Below are 22,162 nucleotides of genomic sequence, written 5' to 3' on the forward strand. Positions count from 1 at the left end.
ATTGAAAGATAATCGAGTCGACTCTCGGACTTGAAAATCGCCCCCCTCAAAAACTCGTACGTTTATACGACCCGGCCCCAATAAAAAACGGTAAGTGCCTCTCTACGAAACACTTACCGCAACCAAGGAGAACTAACTTAAATCGTACTAATTCACGATTACTTCATCGGTTGTAACTCGCACGACTTAATGCAATGTCGCGTTTGTCCCATACCGTTTCAGCTTCATCCGAACCGTCGCTTCGTGCACTCCCAACAGACGAGCCGCCTCGCACTTGTTGCCGTGCGCCGCCATCAACGCATCCATGATGAGCTGACGCTCATATTCTTCGACCCGATCAAACAGATTCCCTTTACCGGGAGCCTGCTTCGCCGGAGCGAACATCGTACGAGCCAACTCAACCAGATCCCCTTCCGCGACCATCTGCGCCATCACTTCAAGCCGCTTCACCTTGTTATCCAGCTCGCGGATATTCCCCGGCCATTCGTATTCGAGGAATTGGCGAACCAATTCTGCCGGAAGTTTCTGATCGGGCGAACTCATCTTCCGCTTGCACATGAACGTCTGCAGCAACAACGGAATATCCTCTTTCCGCTCGCGAAGCGGCGGGATTTGGAAAGACAAACCGCACAGCCGATAGTAGAGGTCCCGACGGAACGTCCCCTGTTCGACCATCGTCTCAAGATTCCGATTCGTCGCCACCACGATCTTCACATCCAATTCGATCTCATGCGTGCCGCCCAGCGGCGTCACACGACGGCGCTCCAGCACGGAGAGCAGTTTCACCTGCAAGGACAGCGGCATATCGCCGATCTCATCGAGCAACAGCACGCCGCCATTGGCCGCGACAAAAAGCCCATCCTTGTGTGCATCGGCTCCCGTAAAGGCTCCTTTGCGATAGCCGAATAACTCGGACTCAAGCAACGTCTCCGGGATCGAGGCGCAGTTGATCGCCAGGTAGCGCGTTCCCGGTCTGACTATGCTATGGAAATAGCGCGCCAGGTGATCCTTGCCGACACCGGTCTCACCGGTCAACAAGATCGGCAGGTCGGAGCGACCCAGGATCGGGATCTGCGACTTAAATTGCTTGATCCGATCACACTCGGTGATGTAATCGATCTCGACAGAGGAAGCGTTCACCGGCCCAATGGTCGGGACATCGACTCGATCATCCTGCTGGTGGATCAGCCGCCCGATCTCTTCATGTTTTCTCACCATGTGACAGCGAGCATAGAATTCTTCCGCTCGGAAAAGATAGGTCATCCGCTCACGTGGAGAGAATGCGGTCGAACAACCGGCGGCCACCAATGCCTCCGCTTTTTCCCACCGCACGCCGGATTCAGCCAGAAGGTCAAGCGCTCGCTTGAACGCGGCGACCGATTCTTCCTTCTGCTCATTCATCTCGGCTATTTGCGCTTTCAGTTTCCAGAGCGCGCCGGTCTCGACTTTGTCATCCGACTTCGCGAAGATCGGTGTCGCTTTGGCGACATAGCGCTGCGCCACCCGATGATTTTTCATCCGGATCGCCAGCTCCGCCAAATGACGCATCACCCGACCCGCCAGCGTCGTATTCGGGCCGATCTCTTCGGCCAGGTGGAGCGCATGCTCCAGCGAATGACGCGATTCCTCGAGACGTCCCGCCCGATACTGCAGCTCGCCAAGATACGTGAAATAGATCACTTCATCCCGCTTGCTCACATTGATCAGGATGCGCGGATACGCTTCACCGAGCGCCTGCTCGGCCGCGACATAGTCGGCCTGCTGTATGTTCACGTACGCCAACGACAGATAGGCGCGCGCGACTTCGATCTGATCTCCCAGCTCGACCGACAGATCGATGTTCATTCGGAGGTGACGTTCAGCCTCCGCCAGATCACCGGTAAACGTATGGATTCGTCCGATATTCCCCATCATGAAGGCGAGCTTTTTCTTGTCGCCGATCTTCTGGGCGATCTCCACCGCATCCATCAGAACCGCCAGTGCATTCCGATAATCCGTCTGGCGATAATACAATCCCGCCAGATGGTTAAGCGCACGGCTCTGTCCTTCGAGATGATCCTTGCGACGGAAGATCGATTCAGCATCCCGGAACGCCTTTTCCGACTCTTTCAACTGACCCTGATCACGCAGAATGCCGCCTAGCGTCACAAAGTTCTCGGCCATCAGGAGTGAGTCTCCTTCGGCCGCGATCATTGCTTGCGCCAGACGCGCCACTCTGAGTGCCAACGGGTAGTTGCCGAGAGACGCATAGGCGGTTGCGGCACGGTGTAGAACCGTACCCGCTGCCAATCCACCCACCTCATCCAGTAACGAGCGGTGCAGCTCGTACTGCTTCACGACAGCGGCAAAATCTCTTTGTTCGAGAAGCCCTGCCATGAAATGGGCGATGGATTCGCAGAATCCCTGGCCTGTGGTTTCATGCATCTTCATATCGTTCCTACCCTTAGTTGGCTTGAGTTTTCGTCGAGGTCGGCGTGTTGCCAGTCGACGTCGTCGTCTCTCCCGTCGGGATACTCGGCCGTTCCCATCTCTTTGAGATGAAATGCTGCAGGAAACGATTGGCGAAATAGTCTACGACAAAAATTCCGGTCGTCGCGGAGATCGACGGACGATTCGTGATCGTGCCACCGTTCGTTCCGGTTCCGCCGCCGGTGTCGTCACCACCCCAGGGATGGTCATCGGTCGAACCACCTGACCCATTGGTGATGTCGGTGATCTCGTACGGGCGTGACTTCGATTGACCTGGGTCAACCGTCATCGCCACGAACAACATCGCCAGTGCTAAAATGGTCAAAACCTTACGCATGATACGAACTCCTTGGTTATAAGAGTTTGAAAGCCTTGCGTGCGCAAAGCATACTTGTCCTGACGGAGAGGGGTGAGGGGTGGTGAAGGTCAGTTGCCTTTCCTTCATGCTTAAATATACCCCGTTCCCCCCATGGGTGTCAAGGCTTAAAGTGGACCCGGACACTGAGATTACACGACCTGCCGGAGTGAGAATGCCTCCGACGATGAATTGACCGGCCGCGCTGATTTGGCTATCTTCATAGAAATGACGAGCCGACCAACCCTTTCGTTTGACCGGATGACCATCAACCTCCGGACCGCCGCCATCCTTGCCGTCGCTGGCTGGCTGGTGCCGGTCCTTATTCTTTTCGCCATGGGAAAAAACCTCCCGGCGACTCTGCTCATCCCGATTCCGATCATCTTCGCCATGTTGGTCTCGCCAGCCCTTTCGTTTTACCTCTTCATGCTGACTGTGCCGATCTATCTCCCATACCATTTGACCGGCTACGCAATCTGGGCATTCGACCTCGCCATGGCTATGCTGCTGGCCGGGATGGTTGTGCAATTCCTCCTGAAAGGGGAAACTGAAATACGCCGCACTCCCGCCGATCTGCCGATGCTTCTCCTCATTCTGGCAACCTGGCTTTCGGCCATCTTTGCTTACCGACCGGCCGAATCGCTTATCCCGTCTATCCGGATATTGCTGATCTTTCTCGCCTTCCGCGCGATCTTCACCATGTCCGTTCGACTTGGAGTGCGACGCATCGTCTTATTCTATATCTACCTTGTGGGAGCGCTTTCGTTCATCAATATCGCGATCTTCCTCTGGTACGGCGGGGCAGAGCGAGTCTTCGGCCCGGCCTGGCTCGCCTTTGAAAACTACTCCATGACCGCTCTGCCGATGGCGCTTGCCTTTTTTATCTGGTCGCGTCACCGGGGGGAGAGGATCCGCTTTGCGATCATCATCGTGGCGATCGCTCTCGCTGTGGTCGCGTCAGGCTCGCGCGGAACCCTGTTGGCCATTCTTCTCGCCGTCCCTATTCTCATCTGGATCGCTTATCGCAAGATCGATCGTGACCAGATGACCGAGGTCCGCCACGCCTTCAATCAGGTTTTGGGTGTGGCGGTTGTCATCACTGTTTTGATCGTTGGGGTCAGCGGAACGCTACTCGTCGGGTTTTTCGGGCGAGTCCAGGAGATGCTCGCTTCGGTCTCCGACCCACAAGGGACGATTGCACTTCGCATTGTTCTCTGGACTGCCGCTATCAAAGGATGGCTCACCAGCCCGATCGTTGGGATCGGCATTGGTAATTTCAATCTGGTCGATCAGGTCGTCCCCGCAATGAAAACCGCTCCGGTCTGGTACTACATAAGGGGGATGTCCGCTCACAATGTTGTGCTCCATTATCTCGCGGAAACCGGGATCATTGGCGTCGCCGCGCTCTTCGCTGTAACCGGAGCCGGATTGCGCATGGCCAGATTCCCCTTCCGCCGGAAACAGACTCTCGAGCAGACCCAAGTCTCCGCCGCGATCCTGATTGCCATGATCGTGTTTGCGCTCTCCATCTTTTTCATGCGCGCCTGGACCTGGGCGCAGGAAGGTCATGTCATGGCGATGTTGTTCGGCATGACCGCCGCCTGGTGGTTCACTTGCCGCGAAGATGAAACCACCTGACCATGCGCTCGATACAGTCTGTCAGCGATGATGAGATAAAAGCGTTCCGGCGAAAGATTCTCTGCTTTTACCGGACGCACGGACGTCATCTCCCCTGGCGCACCACCACCGACCCCTATCGCATTACTATCGCGGAGATCATGCTGCAACAAACGCAGGTAGAACGGGTTATTCCCAAATACGAGGCATGGATCGCGCAATGGCCGGACTGGTCATCGCTTTCTCGTGCCTCCACCGAGCAACTGCTGCGCGCCTGGTCCGGACTCGGCTACAATCGACGAGCCCTCTTCCTTGGAAAACTCGCGAATGCGCTGGTCCACCAGTTCAAGGGACAGCTCCCCCATGATCCCGCACTGCTTGAAACTCTGCCGGGGATCGGCCCTTATACCTCCCGAGCTATTCTGATCTTCGCTTTCAACCGACCACTCGCCACCGTCGACACCAACATCCGCCGAGTCTTGATCCACCAGTTTGGTCTCTCCCCATCGACCTCGCTCGAAACCATACGCCGGTTTGCGGAACGTCTTGTCCCGAAACGGCTGTCCCGCGACTGGCATAACGGATTGATGGATTATTCACGCCTGGCGTTGCCCAAGCAGCTTTCCAGCGTCCCACCACTTACCCGACAATCCCGATTTGAAGGGTCCGCGCGGCAGGTGAGAGGGGAGATCATCCGGATGCTTCTTAAGGGGGGCAAGGTCACTTTTCGCAGAATCTGCCGAGCTACCGGAAGAGACTTACCGACCGTGGAGCGGATTGCCGCCGGCATGGCTAAAGACGGCCTCATTTTGCTCACGAAGGGGAAGCTGACCCTCCCATGATAACTGTAACTTATTGATTATGAGTGAAGTATGACCATCGAAAGAAGAGCGGACAAGTCTGGTTAAACGGGGTGGGAAGATGTGAAAAATTTTCTAAAATCCCCGCTTTTCCCCTTGACATATCAACATATTTAGGTATTTTACTCGTGCAATCGGAAAGTGTTACTCTTTCTGTGGATTACCTAATATCGTCCGCCCAGGCAGGCCGAGCAACCTGTCTGGGTTATTTTTTTGTGTCAGATTCCCTACCAACTTCACTCCGAATATAGCCTTACGGCCGGTTGAGTATTCCAATCGTCATCCAGCAAATTGCCGCCATCAAGACCAACATCGCGATCAGAAAATACAGCCGGGAGCGGTCCTTTGCGGGTGGGACCGATGGTTCCACCGGTAGTCGATGTAGTTCCCGAAGTTCGTTGACTGTCGAAGCCAACTCGTGCGCAGAAGAGATTCGCTGTCTCGGGTCCTCCGCCAACAGCTCCTCTAACAACAGCCGTGCTTCCACCGGGATCAAACGGGTCGCTCCGCCGAGCGAGGCAATATCCGACAGGATCGGATGAATCTGATTCTCCTTCGAATCCCCTTTGGTGGCTACCAGCATTTGCGTGAAGAGTATTCCAACCTGGTAGAGATCATTCCGAACCACCTCAGGGGTGGCCTCAAGCGCCGGTGAAGTTGCATCCAGCGTGACTCGATTTTCCGGACTGATCCGCACCGCCAGTGCACTGATACTGCCGTGTCCGTTGCCGGAGCCATGCATTGCCTCCAGTTGATGGGCTATCTGCGAGGCGTAGTCAAGAAACCGCTCATACGTGAGCGGACCGGACGCCAGCAACTCGGCTAACGTGCGCTCGATCTCTTCTGTCATGGGAAATTCTCTCCATACCGCCTAAATCCAAACTGACTCTGCTCGCCCAAGCTAAAACCAGGCAACCGCCGCGTCAAGTTAATGTCTTGCCGGACAAGCGATTCCTTTCAATCCGCAAAATCCCCGATTATTTTGCCCGTGACTCGGCTTTGCTTCCCGTTTGACCGTATCATATATTGATACTGTTCTGTGCAGCTTTCCCTAACCAGCCGATAATGAACGATATACGATGGAGGTTATAGATGGAACGGTTTGAAGACAAACGGATCAATGAAGCGCTCGACCTGCTCAACTCCGTCGCGCGTGACAAAAAAGCGGAACTCCAGGCCGCAATGGAAAACAAATACACCGACCTCTCATCGGTCGTCTCCGCTTTTTCCGATCAGATGAAAACCCGCGCCGCAGATACTTACGAAGCGGGAAAACAGAAGGTCGCCGATGTTGCCGGGGATATCGATAAGTCGGTTCACAAAAACCCGTACGCCTATATCGGTGGCGCCGCGCTCGCCGCGCTCGTCTTTGGCTTTTTGCTTGGACGTTCCCGAAAGGACTGATGCCGGTGAATGCACTCTTCCAGGGTTTTTTTGATTGGTTGAAACGAACCTATCTGGAGCCGACCATCCAGATACTAAAAGTTCGTGCGGCGATCTATTATCTCGAGGGAGTCAAGTCTGCCAGGCAGATCCTTATTCTGATCTGCCTGCTTGTTTTTGTGATCACCCTGATAGGTGCCGGCCTTGTCCTCATCCCTTTAGCATTGCTCCTGTTTATGCCCTGGGCCCCGGAGACCAAGGCTATTGTTGGGCTGGTCATCGGCTTTTTGTATCTTTTGATCCCGTCAGTAGCCCTCATCTCTCTCTTATCTGAAAAGCGCTGGATGAAACTGACCGGCGCCAACGACATGCTCAAGAAACTCCTGGATTGAGTACAGTATTCCTCACTGACCATTGCTCTGCTGCCCCTTTCTGACAGCCAGCCCCGGCGCCCGTGCCCGAAGTCGGCCGCCTTCAGTTCCTGCTCAACGGGTCCTCCAGTACCCTGAGCTTTTATCCAATGTTCATTTATTTCACAATAACGGATTTTATAATCCATTTTCCGTAAATCCCGGCCGCCAACCACCGATAGTTGCTTTAAGACGGCTACAGACCAGATTTGGTCTACGGCCGTTCGAGTAAAAGGGGGATTGACTGCGGCGACTCGAAAAACTCGAGTACCAACGGCTTTGTCCCACACATGAATCAAGTCTTCTGATATACGATCCGCGAGACCAAGCAGCTCACGGATTGAGACAGAACACGAATCTATCGGGGAGGATTGCATGGCTTGGAAAGACATCAAGATCGCCAAGAAGCTGTATCTCGGCTTCGGACTAGTTGTTGCACTGACGATCGCAACCGGGTTCATCGGTTACAACGGGCTGGATACAGTGGCTCGGCGTTCCCACAACGTGGAGTGTGCAGCTGACGCCAAGTTTTTGGCACAGGTCCTGGCGACCTCACGTCGCGATTTCACCAGCACCGGTGAAAAAGTTCATGCTGAGAAGATCACTAGCACCCTGGCTGACATTACAGCGGCCCTGGATGGTCTCAAAGCCGGTCTCCAATCCCAGGAAGATCGCGACGCGGTAGATGACCTGCACAAAGGTGTCGAAGCGTACGGCTCCGGCTTCAAAGAGTATGCAGACACGTATGCTGAGTCTGAGGCTGCTTCCAAAGCGATGGATGTTGCCGCACAAAGTGCGTTGGATATCGCCGGCCGCAATTTCTCAGGCGAAAACGGCCGCATCCTGTTCGATTTCCAGCAACTCCGTATCGATGCTCGCAATTTCATGCGAACCAAAGACCAGAGTTATGCGGAATCATTCAAGAAGAATGTCTCCGAACTCCGGAACGATCTCGGTTCACGCCATGCCGCTTTCGAAAAAGCGACTGAAGCATATGAGACAGCTTTCACTAAGTACGCCTCTCTCGCAAAAGAAGAAGAAAGATTGTTGGCCGCCAACGTTGCCACCAACAGAGAATTCCGTACCAACCTGGACAAGATGGCAGAAACTCAGGATAAACGTATGGCGTCCGACCAGTCTTCTGCCACCTCGCTTGCCATCACCTTTGTCATTTGTGCCGCCTTGCTGGGTGGTCTTATTGCTTTCATCATCGCGCGCGCTATCGCCAACCCGCTCGCCAATATCGCCAGAGTCGCCGAAGAGATCTCCAAGGGCGATGTCTCACACGATATTGAGATCCGACAGAAAGACGAAGTTGGTGTCCTTGCCGATTCCTTCCGCCAATTGGTTGAATATATGCGCAATCTCGCCAGCGCCGCCGAACGGATCGCCGCCAATGATCTGACCGTCAAAGTCGAACCGAAATCGCAGAAAGACGTTCTCGGTCATGCCTTCAAGACGATGATCACTAATCTGACCGCCATGATCCGTCAGCTCTCCGACAATGCCCGTGAACTGGTCTCGGCCGCGACCGAGATCTCCAGTTCTTCCGAGCAGATGTCAAAGGGTGCCAAAGATCAGTCGGATCAGGTCAACCAGGTCAGCACGGCTGTCGAAGAGATGACCGCAACCATCCTGGAATCATCGAGAAACGCAGGCGATGCTTCCGGCGCCGCCAAAGGTGCAGCTACCTCGGCCCTCACCGGCGGACAGATCGTCAACGATACTATTCAGGGCATGCAAAAGATCGCTCAGGTCGTGCGCAATTCTGCTGAGTCGATCACCAAACTCTCTCATTCTGCTGACCAGATCGGCGAGATCATTGGCGTGATCGACGACATCGCCGACCAGACCAACCTGCTCGCTCTCAATGCCGCTATTGAAGCCGCTCGCGCTGGTGAACAGGGACGCGGATTTGCCGTCGTCGCTGACGAAGTTCGCAAACTGGCCGAACGGACGGGCAAGGCCACCGGTGAGATCACTGAAATGATCAAGGGCGTGCAGACGGAAACCACCGAGGCCGTCTCGTCAATGCAATCCGGTATTCATGAAGTGGATCAGGGACGTGAACTGGCTGACAAGGCCGGCAGCAGTCTGAATGAGATCGTCAGCATGGCCCAGCGCGTCACCGATATGATCGCGCAGATCGCCACTGCCACCGAGCAGCAATCCGCCGCCGCGGAGCAGATCTCCAAGAATATTGAGCACATCAGCTCCGTGACCAAGGAAACCGCAACCGGCGCCGAACAATCTGCCGCCGCCGCGGAAGAATTGAATCGCCAGGCCGAAGGTCTGCAGGAGATGGTGGCTAAATTCAAAGTCAGCGGATAAGAGACACTGTACCGATGGAGCCTGCCATTATTCCCGAATGGCAGGTTCCGCTTTCGCTTCTATCACTTATTCGTTCTGTCCCATGCGCAGACACCCAACTCGGTCTGCGCATGTATTTGTACGTCTTTCAGGTTGAGATCCAATCTTCTCCAATGAACTGTTTCATTACGAAACCTGCCGGATTCCCGCGGGTCTGTATTCATTATGAACAAGTATGGAATTAATCATCCACTTTATCTGTCATATTTCTCCTTTGGGTCGATACCGGAAGTTAGGTGACTGACAGAAACTGTCAGTCAAAAAAAGGGGATGGCGCACTAGCAAGTGACAGTGCGTTCGCGAAAAGAGTCCAGACAGATTCGGGCTGGCAGAAAATGCACAAGAGAGAAAACCCTTGACCGTGCCTGCAGCTCTTGCAGTCAAATTTGCTCGGAATCTGGCTGGTCGATCGGGCAGAACCAGCGCTGCATTTGCAAGTCCGGTGAAGAACCGTGCAGCATCTTCTCACAGCGCAATCTAACTACTTTTCGGAGAGAGGGAGAGTATGTCTGACAACAAAATGACCTGGACCATTGGCCGCAAGCTGTTCGCCGCCTTCCTCGGCGTAGCCTCCATTACCTTGATACTGGGCATTATTGGGTATTATGGTGCAAGCCGAGCCGTCAGATCGGTGGACGAGATCGGCGTCGTTCGACTCCCTTCAGTGCAGGGTCTCCTGATAATGAGTGAGGCACAAACGGCCATAGAAAGTGCGGAAAACCTGCTTCTAAGCACCGGGATGAACGAATCAGCCCGTCAGGCCGCTTATCGACGTTTCGGGGAAGCAAAAGCGCGGGCTGACGCTGGATGGAAGATCTATGAGCCGCTGCCGCAAACTGAGGAAGAAGCACGTACTTGGAAAGAGTTCGTGCCGGCCTGGGGCATCTGGTGGAAGGATCATGAAGTTTTTGTGGAATATGCTCGCAAATACGAATCGTCAAAGACTGACGAACTATATCAGATGATGGTGACCCAGAAACTCGAGAGATGCTCAAAATCATTCACTGATGCGGAGGCGCTTCTCAATCGAATAGTCGAGATCAATATGGAAGTGGCTAACGAAGAAGTTCCTCGCGCAATGGAGCAGGCGAACTTCCAGCAGACCATTTCTGTGGTTGCCACCATTATTGGAGTGATTCTTGCAATGACCTTGGGAATAATCATTTCGCGACGGATCTCCCGACCAATCACCCAGATGGTCACCATCGCCGAACAGATCGCCATCGGCGATATTGATCACACTATTATAGTCTCGTCGCGCGACGAGATCGGAGTATTGGCTACTTCGTTCAATAAGTTGATCGATCATATGAAGTCGCTCGCAAGCGCCGCTGAACGGATCGCCGCCAACGACCTGACCGTCACGATCGAACCGAAATCCGACAAGGATGTCCTCGGACGTGCGTTCAAGACGATGGCCGGTAACCTTACCGGCATGATCCGCCAGTTGTCGGACAATGCCCGCGAACTGGTCTCTGCTGCAACTGAGATCTCCAGTTCCTCCGAACAGATGTCCAAGGGTGCGAAAGATCAGTCCGATCAGGTCAGCCAGGTAGGGACGGCTGTCGAAGAGATGACCGCCACTATACTGGAATCTTCCAAGAATGCCGGTGATGCCTCGGAAACGGCCAAAGGTGCCGCGAGTTCAGCATTGACCGGTGGACAGATCGTGAATGACACGATTCAGGGAATGCAGCGGATAGCCCAGGTGGTTCGCAACTCTTCTGACTCGATTACGAAACTGGCTCACTCCGCCGACAAGATCGGCGAGATCATTAGCGTGATCGATGATATCGCCGACCAGACCAATTTGCTCGCCCTCAATGCCGCTATCGAAGCCGCTCGGGCGGGTGAGCAGGGACGTGGCTTTGCGGTCGTGGCCGATGAAGTCCGCAAGCTTGCGGAACGGACCGGCAAGGCGACCGGCGAGATCACCGAAATGATCAAAGGAGTTCAGACCGAAACCTCCGAGGCAGTCTTGTCGATGAAGGCTGGTTTACAGCAGGTTGATCAGGGACGTGAATTGGCTGACAAGGCCGGTAGCAGCCTCAATGAGATCGTGTCCATGGCTCAGCGGGTGACCGACATGATCGCTCAGATCGCGACAGCTTCCGAAGAGCAAAGCTCGGCTGCCGAACAGATCTCGAAGAACATCGAACATATCAGCACGGTGACGAAGGAAACCGCCGCGGGCGCCGAGCAATCAGCCGCCGCTGCGGAAGAATTGAATCGCCAGGCAGAAGGTCTGCAGGAGATGGTGGCCAAATTCAAGGTGAACTCGTAGAATTCCACAAACTACTCAATTCGACCAACCTGCCGGCGCGCTGAGCTTCGGCAGGTTTTTTTACTCCCCTTCGTAGGTACAACTGGTGGAGTGCGTTTCAAAGATCGTTATCCGGCTCAACTGCGGAAGACCCGGCTTCAACTTCACCCACAACCACCGACAGATATGCTCAGTCGTCGTCGTCGGAAGATCCGGGATATCATTCAGGTGCTTGTGATCCAGCATCGCCACAATCGGCGCCGCCGCCTTCTTGATATCCGAATAATCGATCAAAAACCCGGTCTGCTCATTCACGTCACCCGAGATCTCAACCTCCACCCGATAACTATGTCCATGCAGATTGTAGCAGGGATGGTCCGGCGACAAATGATCCAACCGGTGCGATGCTTCGAACAAAAACTGTTTGGTCAGCCGAACTTTCATTGATCCCTACTTTCCACGTTCATTCCCATACGCCAGTATATGCAGGCGGGGAGAGAAACGAAAACCATGCGCCACACATGCCTGCATCACCCATCCGGTCTGCGCCAACTGACGCTCCCGCGTCACTCCCTCCGGCATTAAGATCACCGATTCCCGCGGCACGAGCGGTAGGTAATCCTCTATCAACTCAGATATATCTTCTGGTGATTGCACGACGAACTTGAAATCAACTTTTCCCGTTGCCACTAAACTCTTGATAGCCGAGGGTATGATATTAACTTCTCTCGCCAATCCATTGTTGGTCAGTTTGGGAGAGCAATTCCACCAGTCAACCTCGTCCGACAGTTCATCGTTCGGAGCATACATCCCATTTGTTTCAATTTCAACAAAGCGAAAGCCCACCTCCCGAAGTGACTTCACCAACGCCGGTATCTCCGCCTGATGCAGCATCGGCTCACCGCCAGTCAGCACGACATGAGTTTGTGCGCGCGTTTCCGCGTCCACCAATCGGCAACTCCGTTCAGTCAACTCCGCTAGCGATAGCAGTTCCCCTGGCTCTATCTTCCGTTTATCCCAGGTAAACCGCGTGTCGCACCAGACACAACCCAGATTGCAGTACTTGAACCGAATGAACAGCGCCGGTGTCCCGGCAAACCGTCCTTCTCCCTGAACCGACACAAACAGCTCGCTGACCGGCAAATGCCCGTCGCTCTCCGTGGGCCACCGTTCAATTTCAGGTTCATACCGCTTCATCGCTTATCGAGCTCCGGGCTGATACCGTGTTGGGTCGGGAAGCCCCGCTTCCGCAAATCCCTTTCGACGGATCTGACAGCTATCGCAATGCCCACACGCCAATCCAACCTCATCCGGATCATAGCAACTGAATGTCAGTGAATAATCCACCCCTAGACTTGTCCCCGTTCTCAGTATCTCTGCTTTGGTCATCTGAAGTAACGGTGCGACAATCTGCAATCTGCCACCCTCGATCCCCGCTTTAGTCCCGAGGTTTGCCATCCGCTCGAAGGAAGTCAGAAACTCTGGACGGCAATCCGGATAGCCGGAATAGTCGATCGCGTTCGCCCCAATGTAGATCCGCTCCGCCCCCCGTGACTCGGCGAATGCCAGCGCAATCGACAGAAAGACAATATTCCGTGCCGGCACGTAGGTACTCGGAATCCCCTGGCCGATCTCTGTCTCGGCGCGGTCTTTGGGGATATCGGCCCCCTTGTCAGTCAGCGATGACCCGCCTATTGCATCCAGATCCAGCGGGAACGTGACATGCTCGCTGATCTTCAGCGAAACCGCCACCCGCTTGGCGGCGATCAACTCCACAAAATGCCGTTGCCCGTAGTCAAAGCTCAGCGCCATGACTTCATACCCGTCCGCCAGCGCGATTGCGGTGGCAGTCGTTGAATCGATCCCCCCGGACAACAGGGAGATAGCTTTTGGTTTGGTTTGCATAACTGGTATATCTCTGGGAGACAATATAGCGAATCAGGACCCCCGGTCACCACAATTTCGTCTGCTTTTCCATTGCGCCGGGTCTCAGAAATCAGTTTCATACCCCCATGAGTAATCCTTCAAACTACGAAAATCTCCAGACCGATATCCGCCAATGGCCCACTCCGGCCATTGAGGTCTTTGTCAATATCTACCCCGACCGGGACTATGAGATCCGCATGACCGTCCAGGAGTTCAGTTGCGTCTGTCCGAAAACCGGCATGCCCGATTTTGCCGAACTAAAACTGACCTTCGTCCCTGACCAGCTCTGTATCGAACTCAAGAGCTTTAAGGAATATCTCCTCGCTTACCGCAATAAGGGGATCTTCCACGAAAACGTCGTCAACCGCGTACTCGATGATATCATCGCGGCTATCAAACCGCGACGTGCTCGACTCGAAGGCATCTTCAACTCCCGCGGCGGTATCCAGACTACCGTAGTAAGAGAATATTCCGCTGTATAGAATCTTCGTCAGGCTGATGCATGAGTGACTACGAGTCGCTCTTCGAGCCGCTGACTGTTGGCGGCAAACTCACCTTGCGCAATCGCCTGGTCATGGCCCCCATGACCACCGTCTCGGGCAATCTCGATGGCACCTTTTCCGATGAAGAGATCAACTACCTTGGTCGTCGCGCCGAATCCGGCATCGGGCTGGTGATGACCCCTGCCTGTTATGTCCACAAATCCGGCCATTCATTCGAGCGCCAGGTCGGTTGCCATTCCGATCTGATGCTCTCCCGCCTGGATCAATGCGCCGCGGCAATCAACCGACATGGCGCCGCATCCTTCCTGCAGATTCATCACGGAGGCAATGCCGCGCGTTCTCAGTACATTGGACATCCGCCACTGGCCCCCTCTGCTGTTATCAACCGTCGCGGCACTTCCGAAATGCCGACCGCGATGACGGAAGGGGAGATCTGGATGGTCATCGAGGCGTTTGCTCGCGCCGCTGGCCGCGCCAAACAAACCGGTTTCAGCGGGATTGAACTCCATGGCGCCAACACCTACCTCTTCCAGCAGTTTTTTTCACCATTCACCAATCAGCGAACTGACCAGTGGGGCGGTGACCTTCGCTGCGATCGCTGTGACCGCCACCAATTCCACGACCAACTCGAACTCTGCCACCGCCTGGAAAATCGCGCCCGCTTCGCGATCGAGGTCATCAAAGCGGTCAGGGGAGAGGTTGGCCCGGACTACCCGGTTGCCTATCGTATCTCACCCGAAGAAGCGGACCCCGATGGTTACTCCACCCATGACGCGATTCAACTTCTCGGTCTGCTTATCCCACTCGGCATCGACATTGTGCATGTCTCAAGCTGGGATTATGGAACGGGGATACGCAATGACTGGCCCGACGGTACACACCCGACAAAAATGATCCGCGATTCCATCCCGAGCCGGATTCCCGTAATCGGCGTCGGATCAATTTTGCATCCGGCCGATGCTCTGCGAGTACAACAAGATGGTGTTGATCTAGTCGGCCTTGGACGCGCAGTTCTACTTGACGCCGATTGGGCAACCAAAGCCAAAAAGGGAAAAGTCACGCAGATCAGAAGCTCACTTCAATCTGAGGAAGAAAGATCACAACTCGAAATCCCTGAACCAATGAAGGAATACACAAAACACTCGATCAAAATCAACTCCCACTAACGGGCAAGGAGGGACGTATGAAGAAGCTGCTATTGGTTTTGGCGGCGGTCGCCGCTGTAAGTACTCTCGGGCTTACCACCCATCAATCTGAAAATGATCCGGAATGGTTTCAATGGGCCAAGGGTGTCTGGCTGTTTGAGAATTCCAGCTACATGGTGATCACGGACAGCCATTACTTTGTTATCACCGCGTCCGGTGACACTTCAAATCCCCTTATATACTGTGCAGCATCTCAATTGGCCTTCACTCCCAAAGGGTTAGTACACACGGAGCGGCTGTTCGCAGCGCACCGTCCAGAGGGAGAAAACGAACTGTTCCGTGCTACTCAAACCGATCGAGAACTGCCGCTGTCAGTGGACACTGCCAAGTTTGTTGCCGAAAAGTCGGAGGTAGTCAATGACGTCTGGTACGATGCCATCATTGAACTGACCGATGACTATGTGCTATTGTCCACGAACAATGGCGATAAGGCGAAATTCTTCAAAGATGGTCGAGCGGTCTATATGCCGAAAGCCGGTGGCGAGTTCATCTCCCGCAAAGTCGAACAGCTTTAGCGTTTCGAATTGATCGACTTGAGCACCGCGGAAAGATCCATCGCACCCAACCCTGCTTCGGAAGCGGCTCGAAAAACTGCTTCCGAGGCTGGCCTCATTTTGCTCTCAATTGACATCTCCGCCAACAGATCCCCCACATACCTCAGATCCTTATATATCGCCGCCACCGAAAAATGCGGCGAAAAATCCTCGCTTAATAACTTCTGACGCTTCGCATTCAGCACTGCCGAATTCCCCGCTCCCGCCGCCAGAATATCCAGCACCTGCTCACGCGCCAACCCCGCGCGTTCCCCCAATACTGTCGCTTCAGCCAACACCCCCATAAAAGTGCCTAGAACCAGATTATTGATCAGTTTCATTTTGCTCGCGAGCCCCGGCTTCTCCAGGAAAAAGAGCTGTCTCCCCATCTTTTCATACAGCGACTTCGCCTTGTCGTATGCGGTGCGTTCGCCGCTGGTCAGAATAGTCAGCGCTCCCTGCGAGGCCGGCATGACCGACCCTAGGACCGGCGATTCCAGATAGCTTCCACCTGCAGACCTTACCATCTCATGGAACTCAAGCACGTCCCGGAAATGATTCGTCGTGGTATCGATCACGGTTTTACCGCGTAGCCCTCCCGTCAGGGGTCCCGATGCCGACCCTAACACCTCCCGCACCGCCGCACTGTCGAACAGGTTGAGAACAATGGTCTCGCATCCCCTGGCTATCTCCGCCGGATTCTCTGCGATCGGTAACCCAATCGCCTCCGCCTTTGAGCGTGTCCGGTTCCAGACCAGAAGGTCAGTCCCTTCCGCGGCCAAACAACGCGCCATCGCGTTCCCAAGATTTCCAAGACCTATAAATCCGACTGACATATTCCGCTCCAAAGCCAGAGGTTCGCTACAAATTAGGCAAAGTAGGGAAGATTTGCAAACAGAGCAAAGGAGATAAGAAAGGGCGGAGCCAAAAAGACTCCGCCCTCGTGAGGTTATCTTGAGTGCTGAAACCGATACGGATAGTAGTGCGGCTCCCACATCGCCGCATAGATCAGCGATGCCAACCGGTCATCCGTCACCCGCATCCCGATCCCTTCCTCGCGTGCCTGCTTCGCAACAGCCAGCGCCACCTGGAAAGAGACTTTCCGAATATCGGTGAGCGGCGGCAACAGCTCGCCGTTTTTGATCTGTTCCGGCGTCACCATATCGGAGATCGCCCGGCTGGCCGCCTGGAACATGGTAGGAGAGACCCGGCTCGCCTGACAGATGATCGAACCCAATCCAGTTCCCGGGAAGACATACAGGTTGTTGCACTGCGATATCTTCACCTGTTTTCCATTCGGAAGTGTGCATGGCCCGAAGGGGCTTCCCGTGGCTATCAGCGCCCGTCCGTCAGTAGCCCGAAGAATATCTTCCGCTTTCGCCTCGCATTTCGAGGTCGGATTGGAAAGACAGAACACGATCGGCCGATCGGTGTTCTGCCCCACCTGGGTGAGTATCACTTCGGTGAATGCTCCCGGTTGCGCCGACAGGCCGATCAGGGTCGTTATCCCGGCATGCTTCACCACTTCGGCAAGAGTCGCCGACCGATCTTTCGGGATCGGCCAGTCCGCGATCACCGATCGTGGCTGCAGGTAATCTTTCTGATACGCTTCCGCCGGCATCCCTTCAAGCATCAAACCCGGCATATCGAGCGCAAAAACCCGCTTCCGGCATTCAGCCAGCGGGATCCCTTCTTCCATCGACATCATGTAGCAGATCGCATTGGCCACCCCATTACCCGCCTGTCCAAAACCAAGGATCGCGATCTTCTGTTCGGATGCCTTTTTGCCGGCTACCTTCAATGCTGTCCGATAAGCCGAGGCCGCCGTCGCCCCCGTTCCCTGGATATCATCGTTAAAACTGAGAATGCGATGTTTGTATGTTTCCAGCAGGGAGAACGCATGTTGCTTGCCAAAATCTTCCCACTGCAACAATGCGTTCGGGAATGACCGCTTCACCCCCTGCACAAACCGCTCGACTACTTCGTAGTACGCATCGCCGGTCAGTCGCGGCTTCCGCACACCTAAATAGAGCGGGTCATTCAACAGCCGCTCGTTGTTTGTCCCAACATCCAGGCAGACCGGCAATGTCGAGGCCGGGTGGATTCCCGCCGCCGCTACATACAGCGCGATCTTCCCAACCGGTATCCCCATCCCATCCGAGCCAAGATCCCCCAATCCCAGGATCCGCTCGCCGTCCGTCACGACTATCAGCGAGATATTCGGCAGACCGACATTGCCAAGCATATGCTCGATGCCGTTCACATTCTCCTGCGTCACATATAGCCCGCGATACTGCCGCGTCATATGTGAAAGCTTCAGACAGGCATGCCCGACTGTCGGCGTATAGACGATCGGCAACATCTCTTCGATATGCTCGAGCAACAGCGAATAAAAAACCGTCTCATTCCGGTTCTGCAACGCCATCAGGCCGATATACCGCCCAAGGTCCGTATCTTTGTTTTTGTAGATCTCATAATCACGCGTTACCTGGTCATGTAACGATCCAACCGGGTCGGGAAGTAATCCCTCCAGATCAAACTCAACTCGTTCATCCTCGGTAAAGGCGTGCCCTTTATTCAACAAAGGGTCATGCATGAGGGCGTATCCCTTCAGCGGGACCGAATAGTAAACCTCATGTGTCAGGGGGTCGACTCTCATTTCGAAACGATTCATAGCAGCTACCTCAGTAATGTAAGGAGCCATAACTTACGCCTAAACAGATAGACTGCAACCACTAATTCGGTTTTTTTGGTGCGGTATATGAGGCCGATAATATCCTGTCCCACAGCGTCCCCAACGCCACTGTAGCTCGTTGATACGCAATCGGCTGGATGATTTTAATGTTGATTTGAACGCCGCCTTCCCGTACGGTGTATTATCACTATTCGTCGATGTGTAATGCCGGGAACGTTTTCGCGTAAAGGATCCGTAACGATGTCCGTCAATCCGTCTATTTTCAAAGCCTATGATATCCGTGGCGTTGTCCCTGATCAACTGAACGGCGATATCGCCTACATGATCGGCGGCGCGCTCGCCAATTTCCTCAAACCCAAATCAATCGCCGTCGGCCGCGACATGCGCGTCTCTTCCGACCATCTCTTTGACTACCTCGCCCGCGGTCTAAATGACAGCGGCGTCGATGTCATCGACCTCGGTCTTGTCTCCACCGATGGTCTCTATTTTGCCGTCGGAAAATTCGGCTACGAAGGCGGCGTGATGATCACCGCCAGTCACAATCCAAAACAGTACAACGGCTTCAAGATCTGCCGCGTCAATGCCGAACCGCTTTCCGGCGATGATGGCCTCTCCCAGATGCTCAAGATGATTCAGACCGATACCTGGCTGACCAAGGCCCCCAATCGCGGCTCGATCATTCGCAAGGATATCAGCGAAGCCTACGCGGAGCATTGTCTCTCGTTTATCGATGTCAAAAAGATCAAACCGTTCCATATCGTTATTGATGCCGGCAACGGCATGGCTGGCGCCACTCTCGGCCCGGTTCTCGAAAAACTCCCCATCAAAGTCACCAAGCTCTTTTTCGAACTCGATGGCAACTTCCCGAACCACCCTGCTTCGCCGATCGAACTGGAAAACCTGGTCGACCTGCAGCAGAAGATAAATGAAACCAATGCGGACTTTGGCGTGGCGTTTGATGGCGATGCTGACCGGATGTTCCTGGTCGACAAATTCGGGCGTCAACTTGGCGGCGATATGACCACTGCTTTGGTCTCCAAGTCGCTCCTGCAAAAACATCCCGGCGAAACAATTCTGTACAATCTTATCTGCTCGCACGCGGTCCCTGAAATGGTGACCAAAATGGGTGGCACTGCCATCAAAACCAAAGTTGGACACGCTATCATCAAACCGTTGATGAAGAAATACAACGCCATCTTCGGCGGCGAACACTCCGGCCATTTCTATTTCCGTGACAACTGGTTCGCCGATTCCGGCCTGATCGCCATGCTCGTCTGCCTGGAGCTGATCTCCGTAGAAGACCGCCTGTTGCATGACATGGTCAAAGAGATTGACCCCTATGTCCGCTCGGGTGAGATCAACAGCCGGGTCGATTCCATCCCGGAAAAGATCGAGCAGATCAAACAGGCGTTCGCCAAGGGGAAACAGGAGACGATCGATGGTCTCACTGTCGAGTTCCCCACTTACTGGTTTAATCTCCGGGCATCCAATACCGAGCCGCTCATCCGCCTCAATGTCGAGGCGAACGACCGGCATATCCTCGAAGACAAAACGGCGGAGATTCTCTCAATAATCAGGTCGTAATATGGAAAAGTTCAAAGCGAATGTGCTCGTGGTCGATGATGACCCAATGCTCCTGGGGCTGCTGGTAGATACTCTGGAAACGATCGGCTATCAGGTCACCGGGGCGCAGGGGGGAGTGGCCGCCCTCGATTGTCTGACCAACCACAGCTTTGACTTGATGGTGACTGATATCAAAATGCCGGATATCGACGGCATTCAACTGCTCAAGAAAGTCCGCCGCCATTATCCCGGCATGCCGGTGCTCTTCATTACCGGCTATGCCTCACCGGAAATGATCGGCGAGGCATCTCCCGATGGTTTCCTCGCCAAGCCGTTCCGCATACAACATATCGAAGCACTCATCGAACAAACGCTGGCCAAGAAATCCGGCCTGACCGCGCGCTCCGTCCGCAAGATCCTTCTGGTCGATCACGATGATGACTTTCGCTCGAGCCTAGCCGACGCCCTCAACTACAGCCAGTATATCCCGTTCTCTGCCACCGATGAAGCTGAAGCAATGCAGGAGATGGAGCATGGTACCTTTGCGGCTGTTATCGCTGATGTTGCCGACCCGCACTTCGATGGCCACAAGCTGACCATCAAACTTCGCGAGCGCTATCCGAATATCCCGGTCATTGCGGTCGGCGCCGATGATCCTTCGCTTTTGAACGACAACGAGCAACCGTCTCTTTATGCCGGCTACTTGCAGAAGCCGTTCAAACTTGGATCAATTTTGGAAATGCTGGATAAACTCCCCCGCTCTGACTCGTAGCTGTGCGCGGCAGACATCCACGTCTGCCCGACCTTACTCCACCCCCTCAAACGCCCCCGGGAAATACTCCAGCTCCCCCTTCACAAAACAGATCACATCAAACCGAATATCCCGCCCGACTATCTTCATCTCGTCGAGATAAACCTGCGCCGCCTGCGTCAGCAATCGGATCTTCCGCGCACTGACCCACTCTGCCGGATGCCCAAACGCATTCGACCGCGCCGCCTTGACTTCGACAAAGACGATCACGCCCGGTTTGGAGACAACCAGATCGATCTCTTTGTGTCCCGCCTGATAATTCTTGTCGAGGATTTCGAAACCGCGTTGAATGAGGAACTGCGCCGCCGCATCTTCGTACCGTCGTCCGACCGCCCGTCGATTGCCGGATTTCCGTCTGTCACTCGAAGAGGGCATACTGTTCGATTCGACGCTGCACCGGGCCGAATGACCGACGGTGGATCGCGCAGGGACCATGCTCTTCCAGCTCCGCCAGATGTTGCGGGGTCGGATATCCTTTATGCACTGCAAAGGAGAACTGGGGATAGATCTCCTGGTATTTCTCCATGATCCGGTCGCGCGTAACCTTCGCGATGATCGAGGCCGCCCCGATCGACTTCACCCGCGCGTCGCCGCCGATGATCGCATACTGCGCCTGCTTCAGATTCGGAATACAATATGTCCCATCCACCAGCAGACAGTCCGGTGTCAGGCTCAGCTCGCTGACCGCTTTCCGCATCGCCAGCAAACTTGCCCGGAGTATATTCACCTTGTCGATTGTTTCGCTGTCAATGATCCCTATCGCGCAGGGGATCTGCGCATCGAAAATGAGCTGGCAGAGCTTCTCCCGTTTTTCATGGGTCAGCTTTTTTGAATCGTCGATTCCGGGGATCTCCACCCCTCGGGGGAGGATCACCGCCGCCGCCACGACCGGTCCGGCCAGGGGACCACGTCCCACCTCGTCGACTCCGCAGATCGCCTGGTGCCCCATAGCATACAGGTTCTCTTCGATACCGGTAAGATCGATCATCTCGACAAGCTGGTCTTTACGTCTGTTCATGGCCGTACTCACTTGATAGATAAGCTGTTTCAAAACCGCTGCGCAAGTTTAACCACACTAATAATAGTATCGACCGCGCAAACCGCTTTTATTACCGCCAACACTCATGAATCCTCCCGTTTGTCGAGCCCGACCAGTCCCGGTAGGTCAGGAACCTTGCCCCGAAGGGGTCGCGAAGCGA

At 54.5% G+C, this 22,162-nt stretch carries 21 protein-coding genes; 11 read left to right on the plus strand and 10 right to left on the minus strand.

Features of this window, described 5'->3' with window-relative positions:
• Positions 1-186: 186 nt before the first annotated feature.
• Entirely contained in the window at positions 187-2,430 is a 2,244-nt protein-coding gene (locus tag IPH75_08400) for a sigma 54-interacting transcriptional regulator (GenBank protein ID MBK7142085.1), read from the minus strand.
• Positions 2,431-2,443: 13 nt separating this feature from the next.
• Positions 2,444-2,806 (minus strand): hypothetical protein, encoded by a 363-nt coding sequence (locus IPH75_08405; GenBank protein ID MBK7142086.1) that lies wholly within the window; start codon positions 2,804-2,806, stop codon positions 2,444-2,446.
• 246 nt (positions 2,807-3,052) lie between these two features.
• Here IPH75_08405 and IPH75_08410 point away from each other — a divergent pair, with 246 nt between their 5' ends.
• Together IPH75_08410 and IPH75_08415 are read left to right on the plus strand one after the other, a co-directional pair.
• Positions 3,053-4,462, plus strand: a complete 1,410-nt coding sequence (locus IPH75_08410; GenBank protein MBK7142087.1) for an O-antigen ligase family protein — start codon at positions 3,053-3,055, stop codon at positions 4,460-4,462.
• Between the two features lie 2 nt (positions 4,463-4,464).
• Positions 4,465-5,283: a Fe-S cluster assembly protein HesB gene (locus IPH75_08415; protein ID MBK7142088.1), complete on the plus strand. Its 819-nt coding sequence runs from the start codon at positions 4,465-4,467 to the stop codon at positions 5,281-5,283.
• A 271-nt stretch (positions 5,284-5,554) separates the two neighbouring features.
• Here the strand turns inward: IPH75_08415 and IPH75_08420 are convergent, their stop codons facing one another.
• Positions 5,555-6,151, minus strand: coding sequence for a hypothetical protein (locus IPH75_08420; GenBank protein ID MBK7142089.1), 597 nt, complete (start codon positions 6,149-6,151; stop codon positions 5,555-5,557).
• 242 nt (positions 6,152-6,393) lie between these two features.
• On the opposite strand from IPH75_08420, the gene IPH75_08425 reads away from it, so the two are divergent.
• From IPH75_08425 to IPH75_08440, 4 genes are all read left to right on the plus strand, one after another.
• The gene (locus IPH75_08425) at positions 6,394-6,705 is read left to right on the plus strand and encodes a hypothetical protein (protein MBK7142090.1); all 312 of its coding nucleotides are present in this window, start codon (positions 6,394-6,396) and stop codon (positions 6,703-6,705) included.
• The gene (locus IPH75_08430; protein ID MBK7142091.1) at positions 6,705-7,076 is read left to right on the plus strand and encodes a hypothetical protein; all 372 of its coding nucleotides are present in this window, start codon (positions 6,705-6,707) and stop codon (positions 7,074-7,076) included. Before IPH75_08425 ends, IPH75_08430 begins: the two co-directional genes overlap by 1 nt.
• A gap of 393 nt (positions 7,077-7,469) precedes the next feature.
• On the plus strand, positions 7,470-9,425 hold the full coding sequence (locus tag IPH75_08435; protein MBK7142092.1) for a HAMP domain-containing protein: 1,956 nt from the start codon (positions 7,470-7,472) through the stop codon (positions 9,423-9,425).
• Positions 9,426-9,969: 544 nt separating this feature from the next.
• The gene (locus tag IPH75_08440; GenBank protein ID MBK7142093.1) at positions 9,970-11,748 is read left to right on the plus strand and encodes an MCP four helix bundle domain-containing protein; all 1,779 of its coding nucleotides are present in this window, start codon (positions 9,970-9,972) and stop codon (positions 11,746-11,748) included.
• Between the two features lie 60 nt (positions 11,749-11,808).
• On the opposite strand, the gene queD is transcribed toward IPH75_08440, so the two are convergent.
• The 3 genes from queD to queC are packed head-to-tail and all read right to left on the minus strand — an operon-like array spanning position 11,809 to position 13,632.
• Positions 11,809-12,171: a 6-carboxytetrahydropterin synthase QueD gene (gene queD, locus IPH75_08445; protein MBK7142094.1), complete on the minus strand. Its 363-nt coding sequence runs from the start codon at positions 12,169-12,171 to the stop codon at positions 11,809-11,811.
• A 6-nt stretch (positions 12,172-12,177) separates the two neighbouring features.
• Positions 12,178-12,924, minus strand: a complete 747-nt coding sequence (locus IPH75_08450; protein ID MBK7142095.1) for a 7-carboxy-7-deazaguanine synthase QueE — start codon at positions 12,922-12,924, stop codon at positions 12,178-12,180.
• Between the two features lie 3 nt (positions 12,925-12,927).
• Entirely contained in the window at positions 12,928-13,632 is a 705-nt protein-coding gene (queC, locus tag IPH75_08455; protein MBK7142096.1) for a 7-cyano-7-deazaguanine synthase QueC, read from the minus strand.
• Positions 13,633-13,739: 107 nt separating this feature from the next.
• Here queC and queF point away from each other — a divergent pair, with 107 nt between their 5' ends.
• From queF to IPH75_08470, 3 genes are read left to right on the plus strand one after another with little or no spacing between them, the layout of a single operon-like run.
• Positions 13,740-14,135: an NADPH-dependent 7-cyano-7-deazaguanine reductase QueF gene (queF, locus tag IPH75_08460; GenBank protein ID MBK7142097.1), complete on the plus strand. Its 396-nt coding sequence runs from the start codon at positions 13,740-13,742 to the stop codon at positions 14,133-14,135.
• 20 nt (positions 14,136-14,155) lie between these two features.
• The gene (locus IPH75_08465; GenBank protein MBK7142098.1) at positions 14,156-15,322 is read left to right on the plus strand and encodes a hypothetical protein; all 1,167 of its coding nucleotides are present in this window, start codon (positions 14,156-14,158) and stop codon (positions 15,320-15,322) included.
• A 17-nt stretch (positions 15,323-15,339) separates the two neighbouring features.
• Positions 15,340-15,876, plus strand: a complete 537-nt coding sequence (locus IPH75_08470) for a hypothetical protein (protein MBK7142099.1) — start codon at positions 15,340-15,342, stop codon at positions 15,874-15,876.
• Here IPH75_08470 and IPH75_08475 read toward each other — a convergent pair.
• The gene (locus IPH75_08475; protein ID MBK7142100.1) at positions 15,873-16,730 is read right to left on the minus strand and encodes an NAD(P)-dependent oxidoreductase; all 858 of its coding nucleotides are present in this window, start codon (positions 16,728-16,730) and stop codon (positions 15,873-15,875) included. The two genes, IPH75_08470 and IPH75_08475, sit on opposite strands and share 4 nt — an antisense overlap.
• Positions 16,731-16,843: 113 nt before the next feature.
• Entirely contained in the window at positions 16,844-18,568 is a 1,725-nt protein-coding gene (locus IPH75_08480) for an NAD-dependent malic enzyme (GenBank protein ID MBK7142101.1), read from the minus strand.
• A gap of 261 nt (positions 18,569-18,829) precedes the next feature.
• Between IPH75_08480 and IPH75_08485 the strand changes: the two genes are divergently transcribed.
• Positions 18,830-20,173: a phosphomannomutase/phosphoglucomutase gene (locus IPH75_08485; protein ID MBK7142102.1), complete on the plus strand. Its 1,344-nt coding sequence runs from the start codon at positions 18,830-18,832 to the stop codon at positions 20,171-20,173.
• A gap of 1 nt (position 20,174) precedes the next feature.
• On the plus strand, positions 20,175-20,924 hold the full coding sequence (locus IPH75_08490) for a response regulator (protein MBK7142103.1): 750 nt from the start codon (positions 20,175-20,177) through the stop codon (positions 20,922-20,924).
• Positions 20,925-20,957: 33 nt separating this feature from the next.
• Here IPH75_08490 and IPH75_08495 read toward each other — a convergent pair whose 3' ends face one another.
• Together IPH75_08495 and IPH75_08500 are read right to left on the minus strand one after the other, a co-directional pair.
• On the minus strand, positions 20,958-21,338 hold the full coding sequence (locus tag IPH75_08495) for a YraN family protein (GenBank protein MBK7142104.1): 381 nt from the start codon (positions 21,336-21,338) through the stop codon (positions 20,958-20,960).
• A complete protein-coding gene (locus tag IPH75_08500; protein MBK7142105.1) occupies positions 21,322-21,981 on the minus strand; it encodes a ribonuclease HII in 660 nt (219 codons plus the stop codon). Before IPH75_08500 ends, IPH75_08495 begins: the two co-directional genes overlap by 17 nt.
• Positions 21,982-22,162: the final 181 nt, after the last annotated feature.

It is taken from the genome of bacterium (assembly GCA_016708025.1).
GTDB lineage: Bacteria > Zixibacteria > MSB-5A5 > GN15 > FEB-12 > FEB-12.